Origin of the sequence: Pseudomaricurvus sp. HS19, assembly GCF_009857815.1 — a bacterium.
Taxonomy (GTDB): Bacteria; Pseudomonadota; Gammaproteobacteria; order Pseudomonadales; family Cellvibrionaceae; genus Pseudomaricurvus.
In genome coordinates, this window is record NZ_WVVW01000001.1 from 1,406,683 (window position 1) to 1,430,472 (window position 23,790).

The 23,790-nt window shown below is 59.1% G+C and carries 25 protein-coding genes and 1 tRNA gene; 18 read left to right on the forward strand and 8 right to left on the reverse strand.

Translation table 11 applies throughout. The features are described from left to right. Positions 1-2: 2 nt before the first annotated feature. The 9 genes from gspF (at position 3) to GSF27_RS06350 (ending at position 8,958) form a co-directional block, all read left to right on the forward strand. Entirely contained in the window at positions 3-1,226 is a 1,224-nt protein-coding gene (gene gspF, locus GSF27_RS06310) for a type II secretion system inner membrane protein GspF (RefSeq protein ID WP_160966780.1), read from the forward strand. A 35-nt stretch (positions 1,227-1,261) separates the two neighbouring features. After that, positions 1,262-1,681 (forward strand): type II secretion system major pseudopilin GspG, encoded by a 420-nt coding sequence (gene gspG, locus GSF27_RS06315; protein WP_160966782.1) that lies wholly within the window; start codon positions 1,262-1,264, stop codon positions 1,679-1,681. Between the two features lie 4 nt (positions 1,682-1,685). Next, the gene (gene gspH, locus GSF27_RS06320) at positions 1,686-2,279 is read left to right on the forward strand and encodes a type II secretion system minor pseudopilin GspH (protein ID WP_160966784.1); all 594 of its coding nucleotides are present in this window, start codon (positions 1,686-1,688) and stop codon (positions 2,277-2,279) included. Next, on the forward strand, positions 2,276-2,644 hold the full coding sequence (gene gspI, locus GSF27_RS06325; protein ID WP_160966786.1) for a type II secretion system minor pseudopilin GspI: 369 nt from the start codon (positions 2,276-2,278) through the stop codon (positions 2,642-2,644). Before gspH ends, gspI begins: the two co-directional genes overlap by 4 nt. Next, complete coding sequence (gspJ, locus tag GSF27_RS06330; RefSeq protein WP_160966788.1) at positions 2,644-3,318, forward strand: type II secretion system minor pseudopilin GspJ; 675 nt, start codon at positions 2,644-2,646, stop codon at positions 3,316-3,318. The genes gspI and gspJ overlap by 1 nt, the downstream gene beginning before the upstream one ends. After that, positions 3,315-4,361, forward strand: coding sequence for a type II secretion system minor pseudopilin GspK (gspK, locus tag GSF27_RS06335; protein WP_160966790.1), 1,047 nt, complete (start codon positions 3,315-3,317; stop codon positions 4,359-4,361). Before gspJ ends, gspK begins: the two co-directional genes overlap by 4 nt. Then, entirely contained in the window at positions 4,358-5,689 is a 1,332-nt protein-coding gene (gene gspL, locus GSF27_RS06340; protein WP_160966792.1) for a type II secretion system protein GspL, read from the forward strand. Before gspK ends, gspL begins: the two co-directional genes overlap by 4 nt. A 5-nt stretch (positions 5,690-5,694) precedes the next feature. After that, positions 5,695-6,210, forward strand: coding sequence for a type II secretion system protein GspM (gspM, locus tag GSF27_RS06345; protein ID WP_160966794.1), 516 nt, complete (start codon positions 5,695-5,697; stop codon positions 6,208-6,210). Positions 6,211-6,438: 228 nt separating this feature from the next. Next, on the forward strand, positions 6,439-8,958 hold the full coding sequence (locus GSF27_RS06350) for an EAL domain-containing protein (RefSeq protein ID WP_160966796.1): 2,520 nt from the start codon (positions 6,439-6,441) through the stop codon (positions 8,956-8,958). 92 nt (positions 8,959-9,050) lie between these two features. On the opposite strand, the gene GSF27_RS06355 is transcribed toward GSF27_RS06350, so the two are convergent. Together GSF27_RS06355 and GSF27_RS06360 are read right to left on the reverse strand one after the other, a co-directional pair. Beyond that, the gene (locus GSF27_RS06355; protein ID WP_160966808.1) at positions 9,051-9,992 is read right to left on the reverse strand and encodes a GGDEF domain-containing protein; all 942 of its coding nucleotides are present in this window, start codon (positions 9,990-9,992) and stop codon (positions 9,051-9,053) included. Positions 9,993-10,202: 210 nt separating this feature from the next. Then, on the reverse strand, positions 10,203-10,685 hold the full coding sequence (locus GSF27_RS06360; protein ID WP_370462569.1) for an FAD-binding oxidoreductase: 483 nt from the start codon (positions 10,683-10,685) through the stop codon (positions 10,203-10,205). 138 nt (positions 10,686-10,823) lie between these two features. Here GSF27_RS06360 and GSF27_RS06365 point away from each other — a divergent pair, with 138 nt between their 5' ends. Next, the gene (locus GSF27_RS06365) at positions 10,824-11,153 is read left to right on the forward strand and encodes a hypothetical protein (RefSeq protein WP_160966810.1); all 330 of its coding nucleotides are present in this window, start codon (positions 10,824-10,826) and stop codon (positions 11,151-11,153) included. Positions 11,154-11,294: 141 nt separating this feature from the next. Here the strand turns inward: GSF27_RS06365 and GSF27_RS06370 are convergent, their stop codons facing one another. The 3 genes from GSF27_RS06370 to GSF27_RS06380 all read right to left on the reverse strand — a co-directional run bounded on the left by GSF27_RS06370 (position 11,295) and on the right by GSF27_RS06380 (position 12,632). Then, entirely contained in the window at positions 11,295-11,837 is a 543-nt protein-coding gene (locus tag GSF27_RS06370) for a hypothetical protein (RefSeq protein ID WP_160966812.1), read from the reverse strand. A gap of 192 nt (positions 11,838-12,029) precedes the next feature. Next, positions 12,030-12,398 carry a DUF2513 domain-containing protein gene (locus tag GSF27_RS06375; RefSeq protein ID WP_160966814.1) on the reverse strand — a complete coding sequence of 123 codons (369 nt, stop codon included), beginning with the start codon at positions 12,396-12,398 and terminating at the stop codon, positions 12,030-12,032. Between the two features lie 147 nt (positions 12,399-12,545). After that, positions 12,546-12,632, reverse strand: a tRNA-Leu gene (locus GSF27_RS06380). Between the two features lie 312 nt (positions 12,633-12,944). Here GSF27_RS06380 and GSF27_RS06385 point away from each other — a divergent pair. The 4 genes from GSF27_RS06385 (at position 12,945) to GSF27_RS06400 (ending at position 16,914) form a co-directional block, all read left to right on the forward strand. After that, the gene (locus GSF27_RS06385; RefSeq protein WP_160966816.1) at positions 12,945-14,399 is read left to right on the forward strand and encodes an NAD-dependent succinate-semialdehyde dehydrogenase; all 1,455 of its coding nucleotides are present in this window, start codon (positions 12,945-12,947) and stop codon (positions 14,397-14,399) included. Between the two features lie 210 nt (positions 14,400-14,609). Further along, complete coding sequence (locus GSF27_RS06390) at positions 14,610-15,539, forward strand: adenylate/guanylate cyclase domain-containing protein (RefSeq protein ID WP_160966818.1); 930 nt, start codon at positions 14,610-14,612, stop codon at positions 15,537-15,539. A 360-nt stretch (positions 15,540-15,899) separates the two neighbouring features. Next, entirely contained in the window at positions 15,900-16,403 is a 504-nt protein-coding gene (locus tag GSF27_RS06395; RefSeq protein ID WP_160966820.1) for a hypothetical protein, read from the forward strand. 58 nt (positions 16,404-16,461) lie between these two features. Further along, positions 16,462-16,914, forward strand: coding sequence for an RDD family protein (locus GSF27_RS06400; RefSeq protein ID WP_160966822.1), 453 nt, complete (start codon positions 16,462-16,464; stop codon positions 16,912-16,914). A gap of 18 nt (positions 16,915-16,932) precedes the next feature. On the opposite strand, the gene lptG is transcribed toward GSF27_RS06400, so the two are convergent. Together lptG and lptF are read right to left on the reverse strand one after the other, a co-directional pair. Beyond that, entirely contained in the window at positions 16,933-17,997 is a 1,065-nt protein-coding gene (gene lptG / locus GSF27_RS06405) for an LPS export ABC transporter permease LptG (RefSeq protein ID WP_160966823.1), read from the reverse strand. Continuing rightward, on the reverse strand, positions 17,990-19,111 hold the full coding sequence (gene lptF / locus GSF27_RS06410) for an LPS export ABC transporter permease LptF (protein ID WP_160966825.1): 1,122 nt from the start codon (positions 19,109-19,111) through the stop codon (positions 17,990-17,992). The genes lptG and lptF overlap by 8 nt, the downstream gene beginning before the upstream one ends. 199 nt (positions 19,112-19,310) lie before the next feature. Between lptF and GSF27_RS06415 the strand changes: the two genes are divergently transcribed. From GSF27_RS06415 to GSF27_RS06430, 4 genes are all read left to right on the forward strand, one after another. After that, on the forward strand, positions 19,311-20,795 hold the full coding sequence (locus GSF27_RS06415) for a leucyl aminopeptidase (protein ID WP_160966827.1): 1,485 nt from the start codon (positions 19,311-19,313) through the stop codon (positions 20,793-20,795). A gap of 14 nt (positions 20,796-20,809) precedes the next feature. Beyond that, the gene (locus GSF27_RS06420; protein WP_160966829.1) at positions 20,810-21,241 is read left to right on the forward strand and encodes a DNA polymerase III subunit chi; all 432 of its coding nucleotides are present in this window, start codon (positions 20,810-20,812) and stop codon (positions 21,239-21,241) included. Positions 21,242-21,259: 18 nt separating this feature from the next. Next, positions 21,260-22,156, forward strand: coding sequence for a hypothetical protein (locus tag GSF27_RS06425; RefSeq protein WP_160966831.1), 897 nt, complete (start codon positions 21,260-21,262; stop codon positions 22,154-22,156). A gap of 94 nt (positions 22,157-22,250) precedes the next feature. Beyond that, entirely contained in the window at positions 22,251-22,997 is a 747-nt protein-coding gene (locus tag GSF27_RS06430) for an endonuclease (RefSeq protein ID WP_160966833.1), read from the forward strand. Between the two features lie 20 nt (positions 22,998-23,017). On the opposite strand, the gene GSF27_RS06435 is transcribed toward GSF27_RS06430, so the two are convergent. Beyond that, on the reverse strand, positions 23,018-23,785 hold the full coding sequence (locus tag GSF27_RS06435) for a transporter substrate-binding domain-containing protein (RefSeq protein WP_160966835.1): 768 nt from the start codon (positions 23,783-23,785) through the stop codon (positions 23,018-23,020). Positions 23,786-23,790: the final 5 nt, after the last annotated feature.

The following is a 23,790-nucleotide window of genomic DNA, read 5'->3' on the forward strand; positions in this document are numbered from 1 at the left end:
CCATGGGAGCCTACGACTATCAGGCGTTGACGCTGGAAGGCAAAATACGCCGCGGCGTTATTGAAGCCGAGAGCAGTCGTCACGCACGGCAGTTGTTGCGCGAGCGCGGCCTGACACCGCTGGCACTGGACCGCAGTCACCAGGCGCAACCGGCCACCTCCCGCTGGCCACTGAACCTGTTGCTGAGCCCGCGACTGCCCGCCAAACAGCTGGCACTGGTCACCCGGCAATTGGCCACCCTGATCCAGGCGGGGCTGCCGCTGGAAGAAGTACTGCAGGCGGTGGCCAAACAGAGCGACAACCGCAAGCTGCAAACCATTTTGCTGGCGGTACGCAGCAAAGTGCTGGAGGGGCACACGCTGGCCGCCAGCCTCGCGGAGTTTCCCCGCGCCTTTCCCCATCTCTACCGCGCCACCGTGGCGGCCGGCGAACACTCGGGCCACCTGGACAAGGTGATGAACCGCCTCGCCGATCACACCGAAGAGAACCAGCAGTTCCAGCAGAAGATCACCATGGCCATGATCTACCCCTGCCTGCTCACCCTGCTCTCCATCGCCATGGTGAGCGGCCTGATGGTGTATGTGGTGCCGGATGTGATCGAGGTGTTTATCAACAGCGGCCAGGCGCTGCCCACCCTCACCGTGGCACTGGTGGCGCTGAGCGATTTTATCGGCGCCTATGGCGGCTGGCTGTTACTACTGCTGGCGCTGCTGGCCATTGCCACTAACCGTTTACTGCAACAACCGCGGGTGCGACTGCGCTTTCACCGCGCGTTGCTGCACTGGCCCTTTGTGCGACGTTTCAGCCGCGGCGTCAACACCTCCCGCTACGCCAGCACCCTGGCCATTCTTACCAGCAGTGGCCTGCCCTTGGTCGAAGCGATGCACATCGCCGGTGATGTGATCGGCAACGATCACCTCAAGCAGCAACTGCAACTGGCCACCCAGCGGGTGAAGGAAGGCGGCAGCCTGCACCAGTCGCTGGAGGCCTGTGGTTACTTCCCTCCCATGATGCTGCACATGATCGCCAGCGGCGAAGCCAGTGGCGAACTGGACCGCATGCTGGAGCGCACCGCCGATTACCAGTCCCGCGAGCTGCAGAACCTGATCAGTATCCTGGTGGCCCTGTTCGAGCCCGCCATGTTGTTGCTGATGGGATTGGCGGTGCTGCTGATTGTGATGGCGATACTGCTGCCCATCCTGAACATGAATCAACTGGTCAGCTAACCGGTAACAGACAGAACACGTACGAGGAACACACAATGAACAAGGCACGACAAACGGGCTTTACCCTGATTGAAATTATGGTGGTGGTGGTCATCCTCGGTGTGCTGGCAGCGCTGGTGGCTCCCAACATTCTTGGCCGCACCGGCGACGCCCGCATCACCGCCGCCAAGGCGGATATCAACAGCATTGGCAATGCGCTGGCGCTCTACAAACTGGACAATCACAGCTTCCCTTCCACCGATCAGGGACTGGAAGCACTGGTCAGCAAACCTGCGGGCTACCCGGAGCCGGCCAACTACAACCCCGACGGTTACCTGAAAGCCGTACCCAGGGATCCCTGGGGCAACGACTACCGCTACCTGAGCAGCGGCCAGGGCCAGTACGAACTCTACAGTTTGGGCGCCGATAAGCGTGAAGGCGGCGAAGGCGAAAACGCCGATATCGCCAGTCAGTAACATCATGTCCCTCCGCTCCGGTTCTGCACGCCACCATTCACACGGCTTCACCCTGTTGGAGGTGATGCTAGTGGTGGTGATTATTGCGGTGCTGACCGGACTGGCGACACTGGCACCGGGTGGCAACCAGCAACGCCAGTTGCAACAGGAGGCACAACGCCTGCAGCAGGTACTACAACTGTTGCGGGATGAAGCGGAGCTGCGACAGGTGGAGCTGGGGCTGCGATTCACCGCCGACGGTTATGAGTTTGTGCAACTGGACCCCGTCGCCCTGCGTTGGCAGTTGCTGCAGGAGGCACCGTTTACCCCCTACCACTTTCCACTGCCCATCCAGGTTGACCTGCAACTGGAGGGCAATCGTTTTACCGCCACAGCCACTCAACACGACAGCTTGCTGTCAGGCGCCGGGCAATCCGGCGCCGGGACATCCACCTCAATGCAACCGCAGCTGATGTTTTTAAGCAGTGGCGAGAACAGCGCCTTTGCCTTGAGCCTTTACCTGAACAACAGCCGTATTGACAGCAACACCACAGCGGTATGGCTGCAGTGTGATGGCTTTGGTCCGCTCACTTTGTCACAACAGGCGGTGACACCATGAACGCCGCTCGCCATCGCGGCTTCACCCTGCTGGAAGTGATGGTGGCACTAACCATCTTTGCGGTCTGCGCCGCGGTGTTGCTGCAACAGAGCGGTCGTTCGGCGCAACAGGCAGCAAGACTGGAAACCCACACCGTGGCGTTGTGGCTGGCGGGCAATCAGCTGGAGTTGTTACGCCTCGACGGCGACTTACCTGCACCCGGAAACCAGGAGCAACAAGTGGAGTACGGGCAGCAGACCTGGCTGGTCTCACAAGAGGTGAGCAATACCAGTAACCCGGACCTGCGCCAGGTCACCGTCAGTGTGCGGCCACTGGCGGCGGAAAAAGGCGGCACCCGCCTCTCCACCTTCGTGGGGCGTTACTGATGACAGCGTCGGCTTACCTCACCAACAGATCAGCCACACACGCCACGGACAGAGGCTTTACCCTGCTGGAAGTCATGGTTGCACTCGGCATCTTTGCCATCCTCAGTCTCGCCTCCTGGAAACTGTTGTCGCAAGAGCTGGACAACCAGCGCCGCCTGCAATCCCACAGCGAATCACTTAACCACTGGCGGCGGGCCATGGGTCGGCTGACCGAAGACCTGCAACAGGTAAGCGAGCGCTCAATCCGGCTGGAGTACGGCGAGCGACAGGCAGCGCTGGTTGGCGACAGCGATGCCCTGACCTTTACCCGGCGCGGCTGGAGCAACCCCTTGCAGCTGCCCCGCAGCGACCTGCAACGGGTCAGCTATCAACTGGAGTGGATTGACGGCCAACGCTGGCTGACCCGCCACTTCTGGCCACAACTGGACCGCGCCCCCGGCAGCGAGGCGGTGAGCCAGCGCCTGCTGCCGGATATCGAGCAGTTGCAGCTGCGCTACTTCGACACCCGGCAACAGCGTTGGCTGCCACAATGGGATGCTCGGCAGAACGCCAACAGCGCCCTGCCCCAGGCGATAGAGATCACCCTCCACAGTGTTGCCATGGGCGAGGTAAGCCGGGTCGTCACCCTGCGCCCCGGACCCGTGTCTGCTGCCAGCAGCGGGAGTGCCCCATGAGCGTGACGGCTTGCGGCAAATCCCAGCGCGGGGTAGCGCTGATCAGCATGCTGCTGGTGTTTACGCTGGTGGTGCTTTTGGTAGCAGGCGTAGTGACCCGCAGCAGCTTTGATATCCGCCGCACCAGCCAGCAACTGCAACGCGAACAGGCCTGGCAATACGCCCTCGGCGCCGAAGCACTGGCGCGGCAGATACTCCATCAGGACTGGCAGGATGACCAGCAACAACAGGACGGCGACAGCCTGGCAGAACCCTGGGCGCAGCCACGCCGCTTCGAGCCCGACGACGGCGAGATGCGCATGGTGGTTGAAGACCTGCAGGGACGCTTTAACCTCAACAGCCTGGTAAACGCTGGCGGCAATGCCAATGCAACCCGGGGAGCCGTCTGGCAACGGCTGTTGCTTCTGCTGGGTGTCAGCGGCGATACCGGCGCCCTCACAGATTGGCTGGATCGGGACACCACCCCCACCGCCAGCAACAGCGAAGACAGCTTTTTCCTCAGCCAGTCCCCCGCCTATCGCAGTGCCGACGGCGCGCTGGATTCGGTGCTGGAACTGCAGGCACTGCGCCAGTTTGATCAATCACAACTGGCAGCGCTGTTGCCACATGTAGCCGACCTGCCCCCGGCCACCAGCGCCATTAACCCCAATACTGCCAGCGCCGAGGTGCTCTCCAGCCTTAACCCGCGACTGGACGGCACGGCGCTGGTGGCGGCACGCAATAACAATGACGGCTTCAAGAACGTCGCCGAGTTGCTGCAACACCCGGTCACCGCCGGGGTGGAGCTGGACCCGCAACTGTTTACCGTGCAGAGCGAATATTTTCTGGTGTGGGTAGTGGCCCGCTACCAACAGCAGCACGTTTACCTGCGCTCACTGTTGCATCGGGACCCGGCCACCGGCGCCCTGCAACTGCTGTGGCGCAACCGGCAGCCACCCTCCAACGTCCACAACCCGCTACAGGCCGCCAGCGGCTATTACAGCGCCGCCATTGGCAATGAAAGTGGCAAAGGCAACCATCAGCAGGAATACCGTTCACCATGAGCAGCACACGCTATCTTCACCTCCGGCAGCTGCCAGAGAACCTGGCCGACAACCCAAACGGGCTTCTGCTTGCCTGCAGCGAGTCTCTGTCGGGGCCATTGTCGGGGCCATGGCAACAGCTCACACTGGAAACACTGTCCGAACAGCACAGCGACCCATCGTTGCAGTGGTTGCTGTTTATCCCGGGCCAGCTGGTGCTCTCCACCACGCTGCAGGTACCTGCCAAACAGCAGCGTCACCTCACCCGCATCCTGCCATTCCTGTGTGAAGAGTCACTGGCCTGCGACCCCGCTGACGTTCACATCAGTGCCGGGCGTCCGCAGGGCAGCGCGGTGCCGGTGCGCATCATGGATCGGCAGCTGCTGACCACATTGCTGGCACTGTTGCGTCAGCACGGTATCGAACTGGCGGGACTCTACAGTGAAAGCGAACTGCTGGCGGCCAGCGTACAACCGCCACACGCCCTGCTGTGGCTGGCTGATAACGCCTGCCACTGGTTGCATGAAGGCAACGTCCTCACCACCGCCGCTGCCAATGCCCCCCCGCTGTTGCAACAACTGCTGACCGAATCGCCCGGGACAACCGATAACGAGCGGCAACTGCGGGTGATCAGTAATAGCACCCTGCAACACCCGGTGACGGAGCAGCTCAACCTGCTGCGGAGCTCCGGCTGGCAGGTGCAGGAATCCATCATTGCGGCTGAGCTCCCGTCGCTGCTGCCACGAGTGCCTGCCTGTGCAGACACAGGCGGCAGTGATAGCGATACGGACAAAACAACGTCGGGTATCGAGCAAAACCTTTCGGCCTCATCAGCGATTAACCTGCTGAGTGGCGCTTTTGCACCACCACGCCGACACTCGCAAGGCCCACTACCCCTGCGGGCACTGGCCACCGCCGCAGCGCTACTGCTGACCCTGACCTGCGCTTACCAGCTGGTGAGCGGTTGGTACCTGCACCATCGCGCGGCGCAGTTTGCCCAGCAGAGCGAAGCGCTCTACCGGGAGTACTTCCCAGCCGACCAGCGCATTATCGACATCCGCCGCCAGACCGAGTCCCATTTGCGCTCGGCCAACACCACCGGCAGCGGTAGCTTCTTCCAACTGCTGGATGGCGTACGCCGCAGCTGGGATACCCACGGCGATCAGGTCAACCTGCGCACGCTGCTCTATCAGCGCCAACGCCAGGAAATGTTGCTGGATGTGGAGGCAGCATCCATTGCGCAACTGGATCAGCTGCAACAGAGCCTGGGTAGCCGGGCAGAGTTACTCTCGGCCATCGAAGTGGAACAGAATGGCGTCCGCGGACGCATCCGGATGAGCGGGGAGTAGATACCATGTTGAAACCAGTAGTGTTGCGCCTCCACGCCCTTTGGCAGCCACTCCCCCAACGGGATCGCACCGCCCTTGCCGGGCTGGCGCTGTTCGCGGCCGGGCTGTTGCTGGTCTTCGGGGTGTGGCTGCCCATCACCCACTTTCACCAGCAGGCCCGTGCGGAGTTTGACAGCCAGCACTCACTCTATCAGTGGCTGCAGAGTCAGGAAGCCATACTCCGTCCGTTGCAGGCATCCCGCGCCGCCAACAAACCTGCAACCAGTAACAGCCCTCCACTGACTATCGTTAACACCAGCGCCAGAGAGTTGTCGCTGACCATCAAACGGCTTCAACCGGAAGCCAACGGCGACCTGCGGTTGTGGTTGGAGAACGTCACCTTCGATGCCGGCTTGCACTGGCTGTACCAGCTCGAGAGCCAGGGGTTGACCATCAAGGATCTGCAGGCCGACCGCCAGCAAACCGGGGTAGTCAACTTGCAGCTCACCTTGCAAACCAACAAATCGGCCGCCACCTACTGACCATTTTGCCAACCAGAGCAACTATCCGGTCCCCGTAAGATGCTGCCGACGGCTCATTGCTGATGTTAGTATGATTAACAAAGGGCACTGACAGGCATGGCGAATGTTGAGAATCATCTGCATTCGGGCCTCCCCTACTCAATTGATCCCACGGGTCTTCCCCTGTCGGTGAACGCGCTCACCGGTTCCAGGGTTGTGTAAGGCAGTTGGCAGTACGGATTTGGCAATATGCAGGTAGACATCATTTCACTACAGGGTGGTGAATCCCCCGACCTGAGCGTCATCAATCGCTTTCAGGCATTTGACTCTATCCTTATCCAGGTCTTCTCATCCCTGCCCCGGCAAGAGCAGTTAATTGAAGTGCTCGACCTGCTGGCAGAACGGTTACCCCAGGCGGTCATTGTCGGCGCCTCCAGCGATGCCGTCGTCACCAACTCCACCATCCTCGACTACGGTTCTCTCAACCTGACCATCATCGGCTTTGAGAGCACCACACTGAAGTTCGCCTACCTGGAAAATGCCCCTGACAGCCATAGCGCCGGCGAGCTGCTGGCCCGCGAGCTGGGGGCGGAGAACGCCCGCCTGTTCATCACCTTCTGCGATGCCGAATCCATCAATGGCGAGGAGTACATCAAGGGTATCCATGCCGTTGCGCCCGACGTTTTAATCGCAGGCGGTGTGGCAGCCACGCCGACCTTTACCGATACCTTTGTGGTGGCGGGCACCCGCGTAATTCCCAACGGCGCGGTCATGATCAGCCTCAGCTCGGACAGCCTGCAGGTCTATACCGACCAGTCCTTCGGCTGGCAACCGGTCGGCCAGGAGTATGTGGTTACCAAAGCGACCGCCAACCGGGTGGATGAGATCTCCTACCAGACCCCCGCCGCCCTCTTCCGGCACTACCTGGGTGATGGCGTGGTGGACGCCATGCCCGGCGCCGGCTCGGCCTTCCCGCTGATGCTGAAACGGGGTAACGACCTGATCGCCCGGGGCATTATTGGAGTGGAGGGTGAATCGTTTGTGGTGTCGGGCAATATCTGCGAAGGGGACAGCGTCTATATCGGCTATGGCAACCCCAAAGCCATCGCCAACGAAAACCTGCTGACAGACCGCTTGCGGCAGAACTTCAGCCAGCCCGATATTATCTTTGCCTACTACTGCATCGGCCGAAAACTTTTTCTCCCCCGTAATGTGGTGGAGTATGAGATCGACAAGCTTGGCACCGTAGCCCCGACAGCGGGCCTGTTTACCCTGGGTGAGTTTTATACCCGGGATCAGCCACACTTGCTGAACTTCAGTTCAACCATCGTCTCGCTGCGGGAAGGCGCAAACCATCAGGAATACGTAGCTACCGGCGAGCGCCTTGAGCCCCCCATGCCGGACGTGTATGAGCTGGTGGCCGACGGCCTGTTTACCTTTATCGATGTGCGTACCAGGGAGCTGTCCAGCCTCGCCTATTACGATGACCTCACCGGCCTGCCCAACCACCGGTCGTTTAACAATGTCCTAAGTGACGCTATTGCCCGGGCCAGCATCAAAGCTACCCAGTGCGCGGTTCTGGTCATCGGTATCAACAAGTTCAGCCAGGCCCATGAACGGGGCGGCCACCAGGCGGGCGATGCCCTATTGCAAAGTGCCGCCAGGGCCCTGCACGAAGCCATCGGCGAGCAATGCGTACTGGCGCGACTGGAACACAGCAAGTTCATTGCCCTGCTGGAAAACATAACCTCCCTGCAGGACATTCAGGGCGTGATCGACCGGGTGGCCACCTTGCTGTCGGAGCCCATTAATGTAGGCAGCTCGGGCAAAAACAAATTTTACCTGTCCGTCAATATCGGCGCCGCTGCCTACCCGGATAACGGCCAGGATGCAGACACCATCATCAAGCATGCCACCATTTGCCACGGGGCCATCCGCGATGAGAGCAAGAACAACTTCAAGTTCTTCTCCCCCGCCATGCTGGATGACATTACCCGCCGCAGCCTGATTGAAGATGGTATGCGCGAAGCGCTGGAAGACGACCAGTTCCATCTCTGCTATCAGCCCAAGATTGACATAAAAACCGGTGAGCTGACCGGTGCAGAAGCGCTGATCCGCTGGGATCACCCAACCCTGGGCCCCATCCCTCCCACAGAATTTATCCCTGTGGCAGAAGAGTGCGGGCTGATAGAACTGCTGGGCACCTGGGTACTGCTGGAAGCCTGCCGACAGGCCAAGGTTTGGCAAGACGCCTATAAGGCCGGGTTAAAGATTGCCGTCAACCTTTCCGCCCGGCAACTGGACAGCAAATTCCTCTACCAGAAAGTGATGCAGGTGATCGATGCCACCGGCCTGCCGCCGGAGCTGCTGGAGCTGGAAGTCACGGAGTCCATGCTGCTCAACAATATCGAGCAGACCATCGAGTGTTTCGATAACCTCAGGCGCCACGGCATCACCATCTCGCTGGACGATTTCGGCACCGGCTATTCATCACTCTCGTACCTGAAGCGGCTGCCGGTTGAACACCTCAAAATCGACCGTTCCTTTATCAGCGAACTGGAACAGAATGAGAATGATGCATCCATTGTGTCGGCCATCATCCTCATGGGGCACATCCTCGGGCTGCGTATTATCGCCGAAGGTGTGGAGAATGAAGTGCAGTTAAACCTGCTGAAGCAGAACGGTTGCGATGAGTTCCAGGGCTACCTCTACAGCCCCCCGATTCGGCCGGAAGCGTTCGAAGCCTTTATCAAAAACAACAGGGCGTGAGTGTTGCAGGAAAGGGGATATCAACGGGCCCGCAAGGCGGATAGGGGTAATAACTTTACCGGGATTGGCCAATGCAACGGCAATCGGCAGACTTACCCTTCCACCGGCTCGTCACTGATCTCATAGAGATGAAAGTCGTTTTTCCCTGACTCTTTCACCCGGTACAACGCCAGGTCAGCACAATGCATCAGGCCATCCACATCGCTGGCATTGTCCGGGGCCACGGCGATACCAATACTGATGCGCAAATTCAGCATTGTCTTATCACCCAGCGCAATCGGTTGCTGATTGGCCTCCAGTATCCGATTTGCCAATTCAGCCAGGTCATGGGGCAGGTTAACCGGGTCCTGGATAAGCACAGCGAACTCGTCCCCCCCCAGCCGGGCCACCCGATCGATACTGCGTACGGACTGCTTCAGGCGCCGGGCCACTTCCGCCAGCACCCTGTCCCCCTGCAGATGGCCATAACTGTCATTGATGCTCTTGAAGTCATCCAGGTCGATCATCATCAGGGCCACCCGCCGGTTACCCTCTGACAGTTGCGCGATCGCTGTCTCGATGTTGTGCATAAACGAGAAGCGATTGTCGATCTGCGTCACCGTATCGGTATGGGCCAACCTGCGGTACTTGAGCTCTACCTTCTTGCGCTCGGTAATATCGAGGATGACCCCCACCAGGCCGGACAGGTTTTCGGTAAGGGCATTAAAGGTGGCCTTATGGAACATAACGTCCCGCAAAGAACCGTCGGCGTACCTTACCTGGGCTTCATAGATCTGCTCGCCATTGTTATCGAGCAATACCTGATCAGCTTCGGCATAGACACGAGCCAGCTCAGGGCTGAACAGCTCAAAGACCGTACGCCCCACCAGCTTCTGGCGGGTAAGGCCTATGTACTCTTCAAAGGCTTTATTGCAGCCGAGATAGCGCCCATCGATGTCCTTGTAGAAGATCGGCGCTGGCACGGCGTTAATAACCGCCTGCAGCAAGGTCTGTTCGGTTTTGGCATACCGAATTATTGATGAGTTATCCGCCATGAATACGCCGCAAACGTCACTGTTCCGGGTTGAGATGGGTGATGGTTGATCAAATTGGTCGCGCAGTATAAAGCATCAGGAGCGGAAAGGTGTGATAGCTGAATCAATCTTTACCGTTGGCCTGAGCCTTCAGGAGAGTGAGGCACTAAATGGCAGCAAGCGGGCTATCGGTGACGATACGGCAATGGCGTGCCCGGGGTAAGTAACCGTTTACTCAGCCGCCTCACCAGTATTGGCAGCCTCATCCCCTGCCCCACCCACCCGCACAGACAACGCCTGAATCTGGGCCAGCTCGTCAGCCGTCAGCTCGCCATACGCCCTGGGGTAAGACCAACCATAACCCCACCTGAAACGGGTGGGCAGATACGGTGTCCCCCCAACCCGCACCCCGGCCAGCATCAGCACCGCAATCTGCGGCTCACCCACCCGGGCCACACAGCTCTCCAGCGCCTTATCCGCCTCCAGCCGCTGCTCGTAGGTGCCGCCCTGCCAATAGGCATAATCGTGCTCATGGCAGCAGGACAGCCACAGTTCATTTTGCGCGAAGGTACCGTCGGGAAAGGCACTGCAGCCGTCGCTTGCGAAGGGTTGCAGTGTGTCAGCACTGACCAACATTGGTAGCAGGGCCAAGCCGGTGAAGAGCAGGCGTAATTTCATAAACAGAGTAGTGGCGAATACAATGGGCAGTTTCACAAGCGTCGCAGCATAATGGCCGGACAGAGGTTCAGGCAACCCACTGATCCCCACTCCTACCCGGTATCGAGCCCGGATTGAGTAAACTGGAGGAGCTGGCAAGCTACCCATAATTCAAAGAGACCGGAATTAGCCTGGATGAGAAAGAGTGACAAAAAAATCGAAAACGCCATCAGGACGGTACTGACCGAGGCCTGTGAAATAGCGCAACAGCAATCCCCGGGATTTCAGTGGTTAACCCACTTCGTCAACTATGACCAATTTCCGGGTTCGTTATCTGTGGTGTGCGTTTACGACACCAACGCCAATTTGGATATGGCAGATCTGGACGGCATGCGTACTCTGATCAAAGACAGCCTGGCATCTATTGATATCAAACTGAAAGATATTCGTCGGCAGGTCAGGTTTGATACTGAAGAGAATTGCGCGCTTGGGAATAATGGTAGGTGGGGTGAGCGTTTTGGATAGTCTGTAGCGGGAGAAGCCAGATACCCAAATGCCTCAATCAAAGACTCTGACCTCATTGATCCCTCAAAATCACGCCATCCGCCTGTACTTGGCGCCACTCTTTCACGGGCATGGGACAGTGAGCGGCCCGATCTAAAAACCTCAGTTATCGAATATTTCGTAGAGAGTGCCACCTAACGCCTCATAAGCCGAGGAAGACCCTGCCTTTAACTTCTCAACAATTTCGTCCGCTGTTGGTACAACTGTTCCGCAAACCTTGGCCCTATCTCCCGCCAGGTCTTCGCCATCCATCATGCTGGATAGCTCATCTAGATCTGTCATTGTGTCGCAAGCAAACTTAACATCCATAGCTGTTACACCCACGATAAACGCCACACCAACGAACGGTATAGCCTCTGCCGGGATCGACGCTACATTAGCAGAAACAGCACGTACTGCTCGTTTTGAGATATTGTTGGAAACCTTTCTGGTCTTAGCAATAATCCGTTTCTGCTTTGCGACCTGACTCTTCAGAGCCTTGTTTTTACTGGTAGGGCTGCTTTTAAGAAACTCAGAAATTGGAAGCCGGTTCAACAACCCATACAGCGCATCATGTACCGCTGAGCTGGTCAGCGTAAGTACATTCGTTACAAGCAGGCCCAAAATCAGTATCGTGTTTAGCACTTTCCGTAATGCAGCAATCATAGAATCCCCTAAAAGACACCTTATAAATATCCCAGCAATTCCAAGACTATTGGCCGGGGCGACAACCATTCTGCCTGAGGCTGCCAAACATCCACGGCTGGTAAACTCTACTTATGCATTGAGCACTGGCAGAGTGGGTAACAAAGGATAAGAAGAGTTAGGGAAACACTATTAAACGCATGGCTGATCCCTTCATTGATTAATAATTTGCTGAACTTTCCTTTTGGCCCAACCTTCGGCCAGATCCTTGGCAACGCTTACCACTGTACTGAAGCTGGCATCTTTAAACTCAGATTTGATGGTGTTCCAGACTTGGCTTTGCCTGACCTCATCAATGAATTCATGACCTTCCCAGGTGAGCTTATGGATGTGCACAATGTCTGGAACTTCTGTCGTGTTGTGGAGGTAGCGCTGGAAGCTGCCGTCTAATAGTCCAGCTTCTATGAGTAACGCTTGGTGGTACCTGGTCTGCTCATCGGTCGCACCATCGATTCTGTCGGGATCAGCCCCCTCCTCTACCGCCAGCAATATGGATCGGATTATCTCCATGTCCCGCTTCACACTTCACTCCCTGAACGCAAGTTATGGTGGCAGACGCTTTTATACGTCATGCATCAAGTTATATCACACGGCGCGCGCGAGACGGCAATAAATGGAAAGGCTTAATGGGGGTTAGCGCTATGACGAGCGTCATAGCGCTGAAGGAGATGGTACCAGAGGCCGGACTCGAACCGGCACGCTTTTAAGGGCGGGGGATTTTGAATCCCCTGTGTCTACCAATTTCACCACTCTGGCACAGGCGACAGGCTGAAGCTGTCGGCAAGCAAGGCGGCGATTATAGCAGGAGCGCCTGCTCCGTCAACTGATGCCGTTGCGCTTGTTTATCAAAGGCTTAGGGTTCCACCCTGGCCTCGCTGCTCCAGCTCGGATGTTCAATTTTTTTTACACCTGCAACACACTTCCGTACCACTTCCCCGGTCGGAGGTGGTAGTATTGCCGGTTTCTGTAATCCGGGGATTCTCCCGGGGGCCCTGAGGGTGCCAGCGGTTTCGCCGGCGTCCCGCTGGCAGGCATTTTGTACCACCCGATTATCAACAGGAATTCGATATGCTGAACCTTGATCGCCCTGATCTTCTGGCCAAAGGCTCCTATATTAACGGCCAGTGGTTGAACGAAAGCGATGACATGCTGCCCGTGTACAACCCCGCCACCGGTGAGCTGATTGTTGAAATCGCCAGCCACGGTGCTGCCGAGACCCGCGCGGCCATTGATGCGGCCGAAGCGGCCATGCCTGCCTGGGCGGCCAAGCCTGCCAAAGAGCGCGCCAATATCCTGCGCAAGTGGTTCAACCTGATTATGGAGAACCAGGCCGACCTGGCGAAAATCCTCACCGCCGAGCAGGGCAAGACCCTGGCGGAATCCGCTGGCGAGATCGCCTACGGCGCCAACTACATCGAGTGGTTTGCCGAAGAGGCCAAGCGTATCGACGGCGACATCATCCCTGCCCCGAGCAAGGACAAGCGTATCCTGGTGATCAAGCAGCCTGTGGGTGTGGTGGCCTCCATCACTCCATGGAACTTCCCCAACGCCATGATTACCCGTAAAGCCGCCCCGGCACTGGCCGCTGGCTGCAGCTTTGTGGGCAAACCTGCCAAGGAGACCCCGCTGTCTGCTCTGGCCCTGTGTGTGCTGGCTGAAGAGGCCGGTATCCCTGCGGGTATCTTTAATATGGTGTCCGGCAAGAGCTCCCGTGACATTGGCGGCGAGATGACCAGCAACCCCAAGGTGCGCAAGCTGACCTTTACCGGCTCTACCCCTGTAGGCAAGACCCTGATGGAGCAGTGCGCCGCTACCGTGAAAAAGACCTCCATGGAGCTGGGCGGCAACGCGCCGTTTATCGTGTTTGATGACGCCGACCTGGACGCGGCCATCAGCGGCCTGCTGGCCTCCAAATACCGCAACTCCGGCCAGACCTGCGTCTGTACCAACCGCGTACTGGTGCAGGACGGCATTTACGATGCGTTCGTTGAGAAGCTGACTGCTGCCGTATCCGAGTTCAAGCTGGGTAATGGTACCGACGACGGTGTCACCCACGGCCCACTGGTCAACGCCGGTGCGGTTAAGGACGTAGAGGCTCTGGTAGCCGACGCCATGGAGAAAGGCGCCAAAGCCTCTATCGGCGGCAAGGTGTCCGATCTGGGCGCCTGCTTCTATGAGCCCACCGTACTGGCCAACGCCACCCCGGACATGCGCGTCTTCCGCGAGGAGATCTTTGGCCCGGTAGCACCGGTATTCCGCTTCAAGACCGAAGAGGAAGCCATCGCCCTGGCCAATGACACCGAGTTTGGCCTGGCCTCCTACTTCTACACCCGCGATATCGGCCGTATCTTCCGCGTCGGCGAGGGTCTGGAGTACGGCATCGTCGGTATCAACGAAGGTATTATCTCCAACGAGATGGCGCCGTTTGGCGGTGTGAAGGAGTCCGGCAGCGGCCGTGAAGGCTCCAAGTACGGCATGGACGACTACCTGGAAATCAAATACATGTGCCTGGGCGGCATCTAAACGCCCTACACAGGCCCCTGGTTTTCCCGGTAAATAACTGATTTGCCGGGAAACCAGCAGGGGTTTTGCTTGTCAGACTGGTGTTATTACACCACGGGGAATCCCGGACGACCGGGTCATCCGAATAGATATAACAAATTCCCCTCCAATTTCTGTTAGTATTTCATGCGTCACGCCAAGCCCGACGGCACCCCTTACAAGGCAGGATTAATGACCCCCACGAGCCAGACCAAAGCCATCCTGTTCGCTGATATCAGCGGCAGCTCCGGTCTGTACAAGGCTCTGGGGAACGAGGGGGCGAAAAAGAAGATCGACCAGACGCTGCGCTCCATGACCGAAATGTGTGAGCATTTTGATGGTGTACTGGTTAAAACCATTGGCGACGAAATCCTGGTGACCTTCGACAGCGCCATGCTGGCCACCGACTGCGCCCAGTCACTGCAACAACAGGCCCCCCAGTTTGCCGCCCGCCTGCCCCTGCGCATTGGTATCGCCTACGGCGAGGTACTGGTAGACCAGTCAGATGTCTTCGGCGATGTGGTTAATGACGCCGCCTGCCTGACCCGTATTGCCCGCTCCGGCCAGGTCCTGATCAGTGATACCACCGCCGAGGCCATTGGTCATAACGTGCGCAGCGACTGCCAGCAGTTTGACCAGCTGCACCTCAAGGGCGATGCCGATTGCCGCACCATCTACCGCCTGCTGTGGGAGACCGTCACCCAGGTACAGCACGCCACCCGCGTCCTGACCCTCGACACCCCCATCAGCCACAACGGGTTGCTGCACATCACCCTGCGCTACGGCGATGACACCATTGCCATCATGCCCCAGCAGACCCCCTACGTATTGGGCCGCGACCACAACCGCGCCAATCTCTGCATCCGCCACCCGCTGGCCTCCCGCGAGCACTGTGAAGTGGTGTTCCGGCGTGGCAAGTTTGTGCTGGTGGACCACAGCACCAACGGCACCTACATCACCCAGCCCAACCAGAGCGAGATCTACCTGCGTCGCGAAGAGCTGCCACTGATCGGCGAGGGCACCATTGCCTTTGGCCAGCCAGCCCAGCAGAACGCCTCCGAGGTGGTGCACTTCTCTGCCAAGGCGCTGGACGAAGCGGAAGCCGCCTCCGAAATTGCCTAGGGCACTTAAACCCCCTGCCTTTATAAACAGCCAACGATAACGCCTGTTGGCGCCGGGCCGTTCCGGCCTGATTTTCAGATAAATACCTTCTAAGCAATTATCGCCAAATAACAGTTGGCGATCAGAAACCCTCCGGGTTGGCTCTCGGGACTCTTAATGGCTCGCCCGGAGGACCAGGCTCCTACGACGCTACCCCACGTCACTGTAGGAGCCCGGTCCTCCGGGCGAGCCTTTATGGTGGTAATTGATTTACGCCCCATCCTCATGGCCTCAAATGACTTCTCTTCCGGAAAATGGGAATTCTGCCCGCGTGGGCCATACTTCAGAGCAAAGGGAATTGAATTTATAAGGAGCGCTGTTGTGCTGCATAAGGCTGGTGCCCGCTTTGCGCTGACTGTCGTCGTTATGGCCGGGACTCCTCAGTTTACATACGCGCAGGAAAACACCGTAGTGCCGCCGCCCACCTATATTCCCGACCGCCCCAACTACTACAACCCCCTCAAGCACGCCCGCAGCAGCAGGCAGCACTACGACTCCGGCGCCAAAGGCATGAGCAACGAGCAACTGGCCACCATGGCGGAGTACATCCGCAATAACGAGATGAGCGCCGAGCAGAGGGCGCTCAACCATCAGTGGCTGGAACAGGAGCACTACAACGACGATATCCGCGTGGGCGGCAAGGTACTCTCCTACCTGTTTCGCATGGGCTTTCGCACTTACTGGGACGGGCTGCGCAACAAGCATTACAACAACACCAACCTGGTGCCCGATGGCGATGGCAACGGCCAGATTACCGAGGAGGTGGAGTACAAGCTGCGCCTGTCAGAGGATGAAGCCAGGCTGCTGGTGGAGTACGAATTTTAGCCCCCGCCAGCAGGTGAGTTTGGTACAATCCGGCCCGCACTCTCAGCGGGCTTTTTTTATGCAGGCAGATTACCCTAACGCCAGCCTCTTCAAACGTCTGGCCGCCCTGGTCTATGACTCACTGGTACTGACAGCGGTGGCCATGGGCTACGGCGCGGCGTTCCTGGGCGTCAAATATGGATTGTTCCACACGCCACTGGCCACCGACGAGCGCGCCTCCATGGGCACGGCTGGCTTTGCCGGGCTGGTACTGGTGATCGAGGCGTTCTACTGGTTTTTCTGGTGCCGCGGTGGCCAGACCATCGGCATGAAAGCCTGGCGATTGCAGCTGCGGCACGACGGTCGGGCGGCAACCATTTCCCTGCCGCAGGCACTGGTACGCGGTTTGGTGGGACCCTTCAGCTTGCTGCTGGGCGGGCTGGGCTACTGGTGGGCGTTGCTGGATCCAAAGCGCCGTAGCTGGCACGACCTTGCCAGCAACAGCCGGGTAGTGCAGCTGCCGAAGGGCTGATGGGCGGATTGCTGCGGCTTACTGACGCCGCAGCAGCAGCACCCCGAACACGACACACACCCCGATGGGCAACAGCACCGCAATCAGGGGCGAGAAGCCGAACACCAGGCTTGAAGGGCCCAGCAGGTCCTGCGACATGCGGAACACAATCCCCACGATCACACCCATAAAGATGCGATAGCCGGTAGTCACCTCCCGCAGCGGGCCGAAGATAAACGACACCGCGATCAACACCAGGCTGGCGGTGGCCAGCGGCTGCAACAACTTCTTCCAGAACGACAGCCAGTACTGCTTGCTGTCGAGCCCCTGCTGCTGCAGGTAGCTGGCGTAGGAGTAGAGGTTGCGGATCGACAGCGCATCCGGCTCCAGCACCAGGATATTGAGCAAACGTGGCGACAAACCGGTATCCCAGCGACGCTGGTTGTAGGTGCGGGTGGTGATGGTCTCCTGCCCTTCACCCATCAGCGTCTCGCGGCCATTCTCTTCCAGCCAGTAGTCACGCTGATAGATAGCGGTGCGGGCGAAACTGGCGGCACGCAGCTCACCCTCTTCGTCAAACCGGTAGCGGGTCACGCCGTAGAGACGACCGTTGGGCAGTACGGCGTTGAAGTGCATGAACTCATCGCCTTCCCGGTTCCAAAGACCGTGACGGGACTCCAGCGCTTTCTTGTCCCCCTGGGCGATGGCACGTCGGCTTTCGGCGAACTGATCCGTCAGCGGCGTGACATACTCTCCCAGCGCCAGGTTAAGCAGGATAAACACCAGCACCGGCTTCATCACTGCCCAGGTGATCTGCGCCACCGACACCCCGGCGGCACGCATCACCACCAGCTCGCTGGAACTGGCCAGCAGGCCCAGGCCGATCAGGCAGCCCACCAGCGCCGAGAAAGGAATGTTTTCGTAGATGCGCCCGGGCAGGGTCAAACCCACGTAGATCAGCGCTTCAGTGAAATCGTAGTTGGCTTCCAGCTCGCCCAGCTGATCCACCAGCGCGGCGATGGCATCAAGGGACACGATCACCAGCAGCACCATGATCACGGCACCGCTGACACTGCGGGCAATGTAGTGGTTGAGTTTACGCATGGCTGAGCTCCTGCAGGCGACGGGCGCGCAAGCGGCGCTTGACCGATGGCCACAGCCACAGTGCAGAGGCCAGCACCAGGGCCACAACGTGCACCAGCCAGATACTGCTCCACGGCGACGCGTCGCTCTCCTCCACCGCACCGCGGGCGGCGTTGAGCGAGACCAGGTAGATAATGTAGATCAGGATCGCAGGAATCATCTGCACATAGCGCCCCTGGCGGGGATTGGTTTTACTCAGCGGCACCGCCAGCAGGGTCACCACCACCACCAGCACCGGCAGCGACAACCGCCAGTGCAGGGCCGCTACCCCCTCGGAATCGTCGGCAGTTAACAGCTCACGGGTTGGCCGCGAGTCCGCTCGTTTGGAGCGCTTGCTGCTCTTGCTGTTAACCTCCAGCAACTGCCGGTAGTGATCAAAGTGCACTACCCGGTAATCAGCATCGCCGGGCTGGCCGCTGTAGCGATACCCGTCTGTGAGCTGCAGGTAACGCTGGCCAGTCGCCTCATCAATTACCTGTTCACCACTGGCCGCCCGAATCACTGCCAGGTCGATTGCTTCGCCCTCTTCGGCAGTATCCATCTCGGCAATAAACACCTTCAGCATCTGCTTGCGATCACTGCTCAGCTCGTCGGCGTAGGTAACGCTGGCACCGCCCTGGGTCTTCTGGAAACGGGCGGGGGTCAGGTGATCGAATTCACTGCGCTGGCTCTGCTGCAGGAAAATCGCCTCGGCGCGGGCAACCCCCAACGGGCTGATCACCAGGCTCAGGGAGGCCACCAGTAAAGCAACCACCAGGGCCAGGGAGAGGCTGTAGTACATCAGCCGTCGTGGGCTCATGCCACAGGCGGACAGTACCACCATCTCACTCTCCATGTAGAGGCGGCCATAGGCGAGCAGGAAGGCGATAAACAATCCCAGCGGCAGGATCAGTTCCAGGAAACCGGGCAGGCGAAAACCGATAATGGCGAATAGCACACCGGGGTCGAGTTTGCCGGCCGCTGCATCGGCGAGGTATTTAACAAAACGGCCGCTCATAATGATCAGCAACAGCACGCCGCTGACGGCGAACATACTGACCAAAACTTCCCGGGCGAGATAGCGGAAAATAATCAACGCTGGCTTCCTCTGAGTACTTGCTCTGCCGCAGGCATAACGTACACTGTGGTTATTATTTGCCATCGGTCTGCAGGCTGGATGCACGCATCCTCAGCAGGACAAACCGCCAGCAATCTGACCGAATTTCAGACACACGGGCCGTGCCGGTTGCGAGGCATTATCCCGTAATCCATCTTTTTTGTCTTGGGGAAGCACTATGGAATTTCAGGCTAAAACCTCCTCGCCTGTAGCACTGCGCAGCGGTTTTCTGGTTCTGCCGGTTTTTGAAAAGGGCGAACTACCCGCCGTTACCGCCGCTGTCGACAAAGCCTGTGGTGGCCAGATCAGCAAACTGATCAAGCAGGGCGACGTGGAAGGCACCCTGGCTGAAGTGTGCAGCCTGCCACAGCTGGAAGGCTGTGCTGCCCAACGCATCCTGCTGCTGGGCTTTGGCAAGAAGAAAGAGGCCATCAGTGGCGATGACTTTGACAAGGCCATCAAAAAAGCCGCCGCCAGCGTCAAATCCTCCCCCGCCAAGGACGTGGCGGTGGCCATTGCCGAGGTAGCCGTCAAAGACCGCGATGAAGCCTGGAAAGCCCGCCACACCGCCAAGCTGTTCGGCGACGCGCTCTACAAGGTCAACGCGCAAAAGAGCGGTAATGGCAAAGTGATCGCGCTCAAGAAAGGTTTCTACTGCTGCGACAGCAAAAAGACCAGCGCCATCAACAGCGCACTGGCTACCGGCACCGCCATCGCCAAAGGTATGGCGCTGTGCAAGGACCTGGGCAACCTGCCCGGCAACATCTGTACCCCCACTTACCTGAGCAACGAAGCGCGCAAGCTGGCCCGCGGCAACAGCAAGCTGACCGCGAAGATTCTCAACGAAAAGCAGATGCGCGAATTGAAAATGGGCTCCCTGTTGTCAGTTGCCGCCGGCAGCGACGAGGAAGCACAACTGATCGTACTGGAATACAAGGGCGGCGCTAAAACTGCCAAACCCACTGTACTGGTGGGCAAGGGCATTACCTTCGACTCCGGCGGTATCAGCCTCAAGCCCGGTGCGGCCATGGATGAGATGAAGTACGACATGTGCGGTGCCGCCAGTGTACTGGGCACGCTCAAGACCGTGGTGGAGCTGGCCCTGCCCATCAACCTGGTGGTGATTGTGGCAGCCGCCGAGAACATGCCCAGCGGTCGCGCCACCAAGCCCGGCGATATCGTTACCTCCATGTCCGGCCAGACCATCGAAATCCTCAACACCGATGCCGAAGGTCGACTGGTACTGTGTGACGCCCTCACCTACGCCGAGCGCTTCAAGCCCAAGGCAGTGGTGGATGTAGCGACCCTCACCGGTGCCTGTATTGTGGCGCTGGGCAATCACACCAGCGGCCTCTACAGCAACAGCGACGAGCTGGCCCAAAAGCTGTTCGACGCCGGCATCAAGGCTGGCGACAAGGCGTGGCACATGCCCCTGTGGGACGAGTACCAAAAGCAGCTGGACAGTAATTTTGCCGATATCGCCAACATCGGTACCCCCGGCGCCGGCAGTGTCACCGCCGCCTGCTTCCTCTCCCGCTTCACCAAGAGCTACGACTGGGCCCACCTGGATATTGCCGGTACCGCCTGGACTGGCGGCGCGGCCAAAGGTGCCAGTGGCCGCCCGGTATCCATGTTGGTGGAATACCTGTTGCAGCACGCCTGAGACCAGGTTCCGCCATGACCCGGGTTGATTTCTATATACTGCCGCAAACCGACACTGCCGATCGCCTCGACTTTACCTGCCGCCTGGTGCAGAAAGCCCAGGCGCTGGGCAGCAGTGTCTATGTGGCGGTTAACGACCAGACAGAAGCACAGCAGCTAGACCAGCTGCTGTGGAGCTTCCGTCCGGAGAGTTTTATTCCCCACGACTGTGAGGGCAGTGAAGAACGTCAGGCGCCGGTACTGATCGGTTACGGCGAGGATTGCGGCCAGCACCACGACCTGCTGATCAACCTGAAGCAGCAGATACCGGCCTACTTCAGCCGTTTCCAGCGCCTGGCCGAGGTGGTGTGCCAGCAGCCGGACGTGCTGGAAAGCACCCGCCGCAACTACGCGTTTTATCGCGACCGCGGCTACCCGATTCACTCCCACAATCTCCGCCGGGATTAACTTCATCGGACCAAAGGCATGAGCAGGCGAGGCGATACCAAAGACAAGTTGCTGGGCGAACTGGAGTCCATCAAGGCGTTGCTGAATGAAGACGAGTGGGACGATATCCCCCTGCTCAACGATGTCATTCAGCCCAACTCCGACACGCCTGCCGCAGCCGCCCCCGAAAGCACCCTGGAGGAGCTGGCACAGGATATCCTGCGTGAGCAGGAGGCCCCTGCAACGCCAGCCCCTGACGCTGCCATCACCGGCAACCGCAAGAACGCCAACAACGACATCGCCAAAGCCATTAACTCCCTCAACATGGATCTGGACCTGGATGAAACCGATCCCGGCCTTCCGGCGGTGGAACCGGCCCCTGCCGACACAGAGCCGGAGTCGGGGCTGGATGACGAAGCTGACGAAGAGACCGAAGGCGAGCTGGTTGATGAGGCCACAGACGAGACCGATGATGACTACGACATCGACGAGGAGACCCGGCAGGCGCTGCTGAGCATCGACGATGAGTGGGAAGAAGAGGACCGCCTCGCCGAAGCCAACCAGGTACTGCCGCCAGGTGTACTGCCCGGCCAGCGCAGCCTGTTTGAAAGCCCTTCCCAGGGGAGCCCCTACCAGGCAATTCCCAGCGAGGAAAGCCCCGGCAAACCGGCCACCACCCGCAAAGCCAGTGGTGAAAACCCCTTCCTGCCCCAGCACATTCGCGAGCGACTGCACATCAACCGCTCGCTGGTGGACGAACTCAAGGCCGGCACACCTTTCCAGCCCGATGCCAGCGCCGACATCCTCAGTGCCGTGCGCTTGCAGCAACTGGTGGATCAGGTGATTGCCACACACCTGCCCCGCATCGAAGCCGACCTGCGCGAACGCCTGTTCCGGGAGCTGCAAAACAATCCGCCGCGCAAGGATAAAAACTGACGGCGGGCGGCAAATCACATTCCGCGCAAGCTCGCTTTGTTCTCATACTAAAGTGCGACTATGATGCCCCTGTATCCATTTTTCAGGGGAATCTGTGGTGTATCCCACTCGCTGGTTACTGCTTTTGTTACTGGTTGCCAACGCCGCTTTTGGCCAGGGCAACACCCAAATCGACAGTTTTCAGAGCGCCAAACGCCTGCTGCACGAGCAGGTACACGTGCAGCATCGCTCTACCCTCTACTGCAACGCCAGCTACAACGACCGCAAGCAGGTCACTGCACCCAGCGGTTTCATCACCCCCGGCCATGAAAAGCGCGCTGGTCGAATCGAATGGGAACACGTAGTTCCTGCAGAGAACTTTGGTCGCACCTTCAGCGAATGGCGCGACGGCCACCCCAGTTGTGTTAACAGCAGCGGCAAGAGTTACAAGGGCCGTCGCTGCGCCGATCGGACATCCGCCGAATACCGCCTGATGCAGGCGGATATGTACAACCTCTACCCGGCCATCGGCGCAGTCAATGCGTATCGCAGCAATTACAACTTCACCCTGCTGCCCGGCAGCGAAGTGGACTTCGGCAGCTGCGCCATGAAAATCGACCAGCGCAAGGCAGAGCCACCGGAATCCGCCCGCGGCACCATCGCCCGCACCTATCTCTATATGGCTGAAAGCTACCCGCGCTTTCGCCTGTCGCCCGCGTCACGCAAGTTGATGGAAGCCTGGAACCGGCAGTATCCGCCGCAGGCGTGGGAGTGTCAGAGGGGGGAGAGTATTCGCGGCCTGCAGGGCAACGAAAACCGTGTGCTCAGCAGCGCCTGCAACCCGCAGGTGGCACAGCATTAAGGCGTAAGACGAAAACCCGATCAGGGATTGCAGTCGGAAGGCTGGTGCTGCTCCGCCAGCTGCGTGTAGCGGCCCTGCCGGTGGATACGCTGCAAGCCTTCGTCCAGCATCTCCGCATGGGCTTGTGACTGTTCATCATCACGGCGGAAGGCCACATAGATGTCACTGACGTGATTAACCGCACCGCGTTTCAGGGCGTCGGCAGGTAACTCCATTTGCGTCAGGGTACACTCCAGTACCTCATCGAACATGATGGCCATGTCGACGCGTCCGGCGAGCAGCATTTTGATAATCTGGCGCTGGCTGGCTACGCGATACTCCAGCAGTCGCAGGCGTTCCTGCTCGTAATCGTTACCGTATTCGTAATCAAGGATCAGGGCGATGCGGGTACCGGCGGGGATCTGCGCCGGGCTCTCAACGGGCAAGGCTTTGCCGGGTGCAAAGTAATAGGAGGCGGAAGCCTTCAGCAACGGCTCCTGGCCGAACAGGAAACGGGCCTCGGTGCTGGCCTGGCGGGTGACATTAAAGCCCCCGTCCAGCAGCCCGGACTCCACATCGCGCAGTACCCGGGCATAGGGCTTCACCACAAACTCAACCGGGTGTTCCACTGCCTCCATGGCGGCCTCCACCAGGTTGCGACTGATGCCCTGTCCCTTGCTATTGGCGTAGGGTGGCCAACTGTCTTCGATACCCAGTGTCAGGGGCTGCTTATCGGCAAACGCGGGTGTGGCCCAGAGAGCCAGCGCTGCCAGGGTGGCGAGAGTCCTGATTACGACCTGGTACACCACGGCAT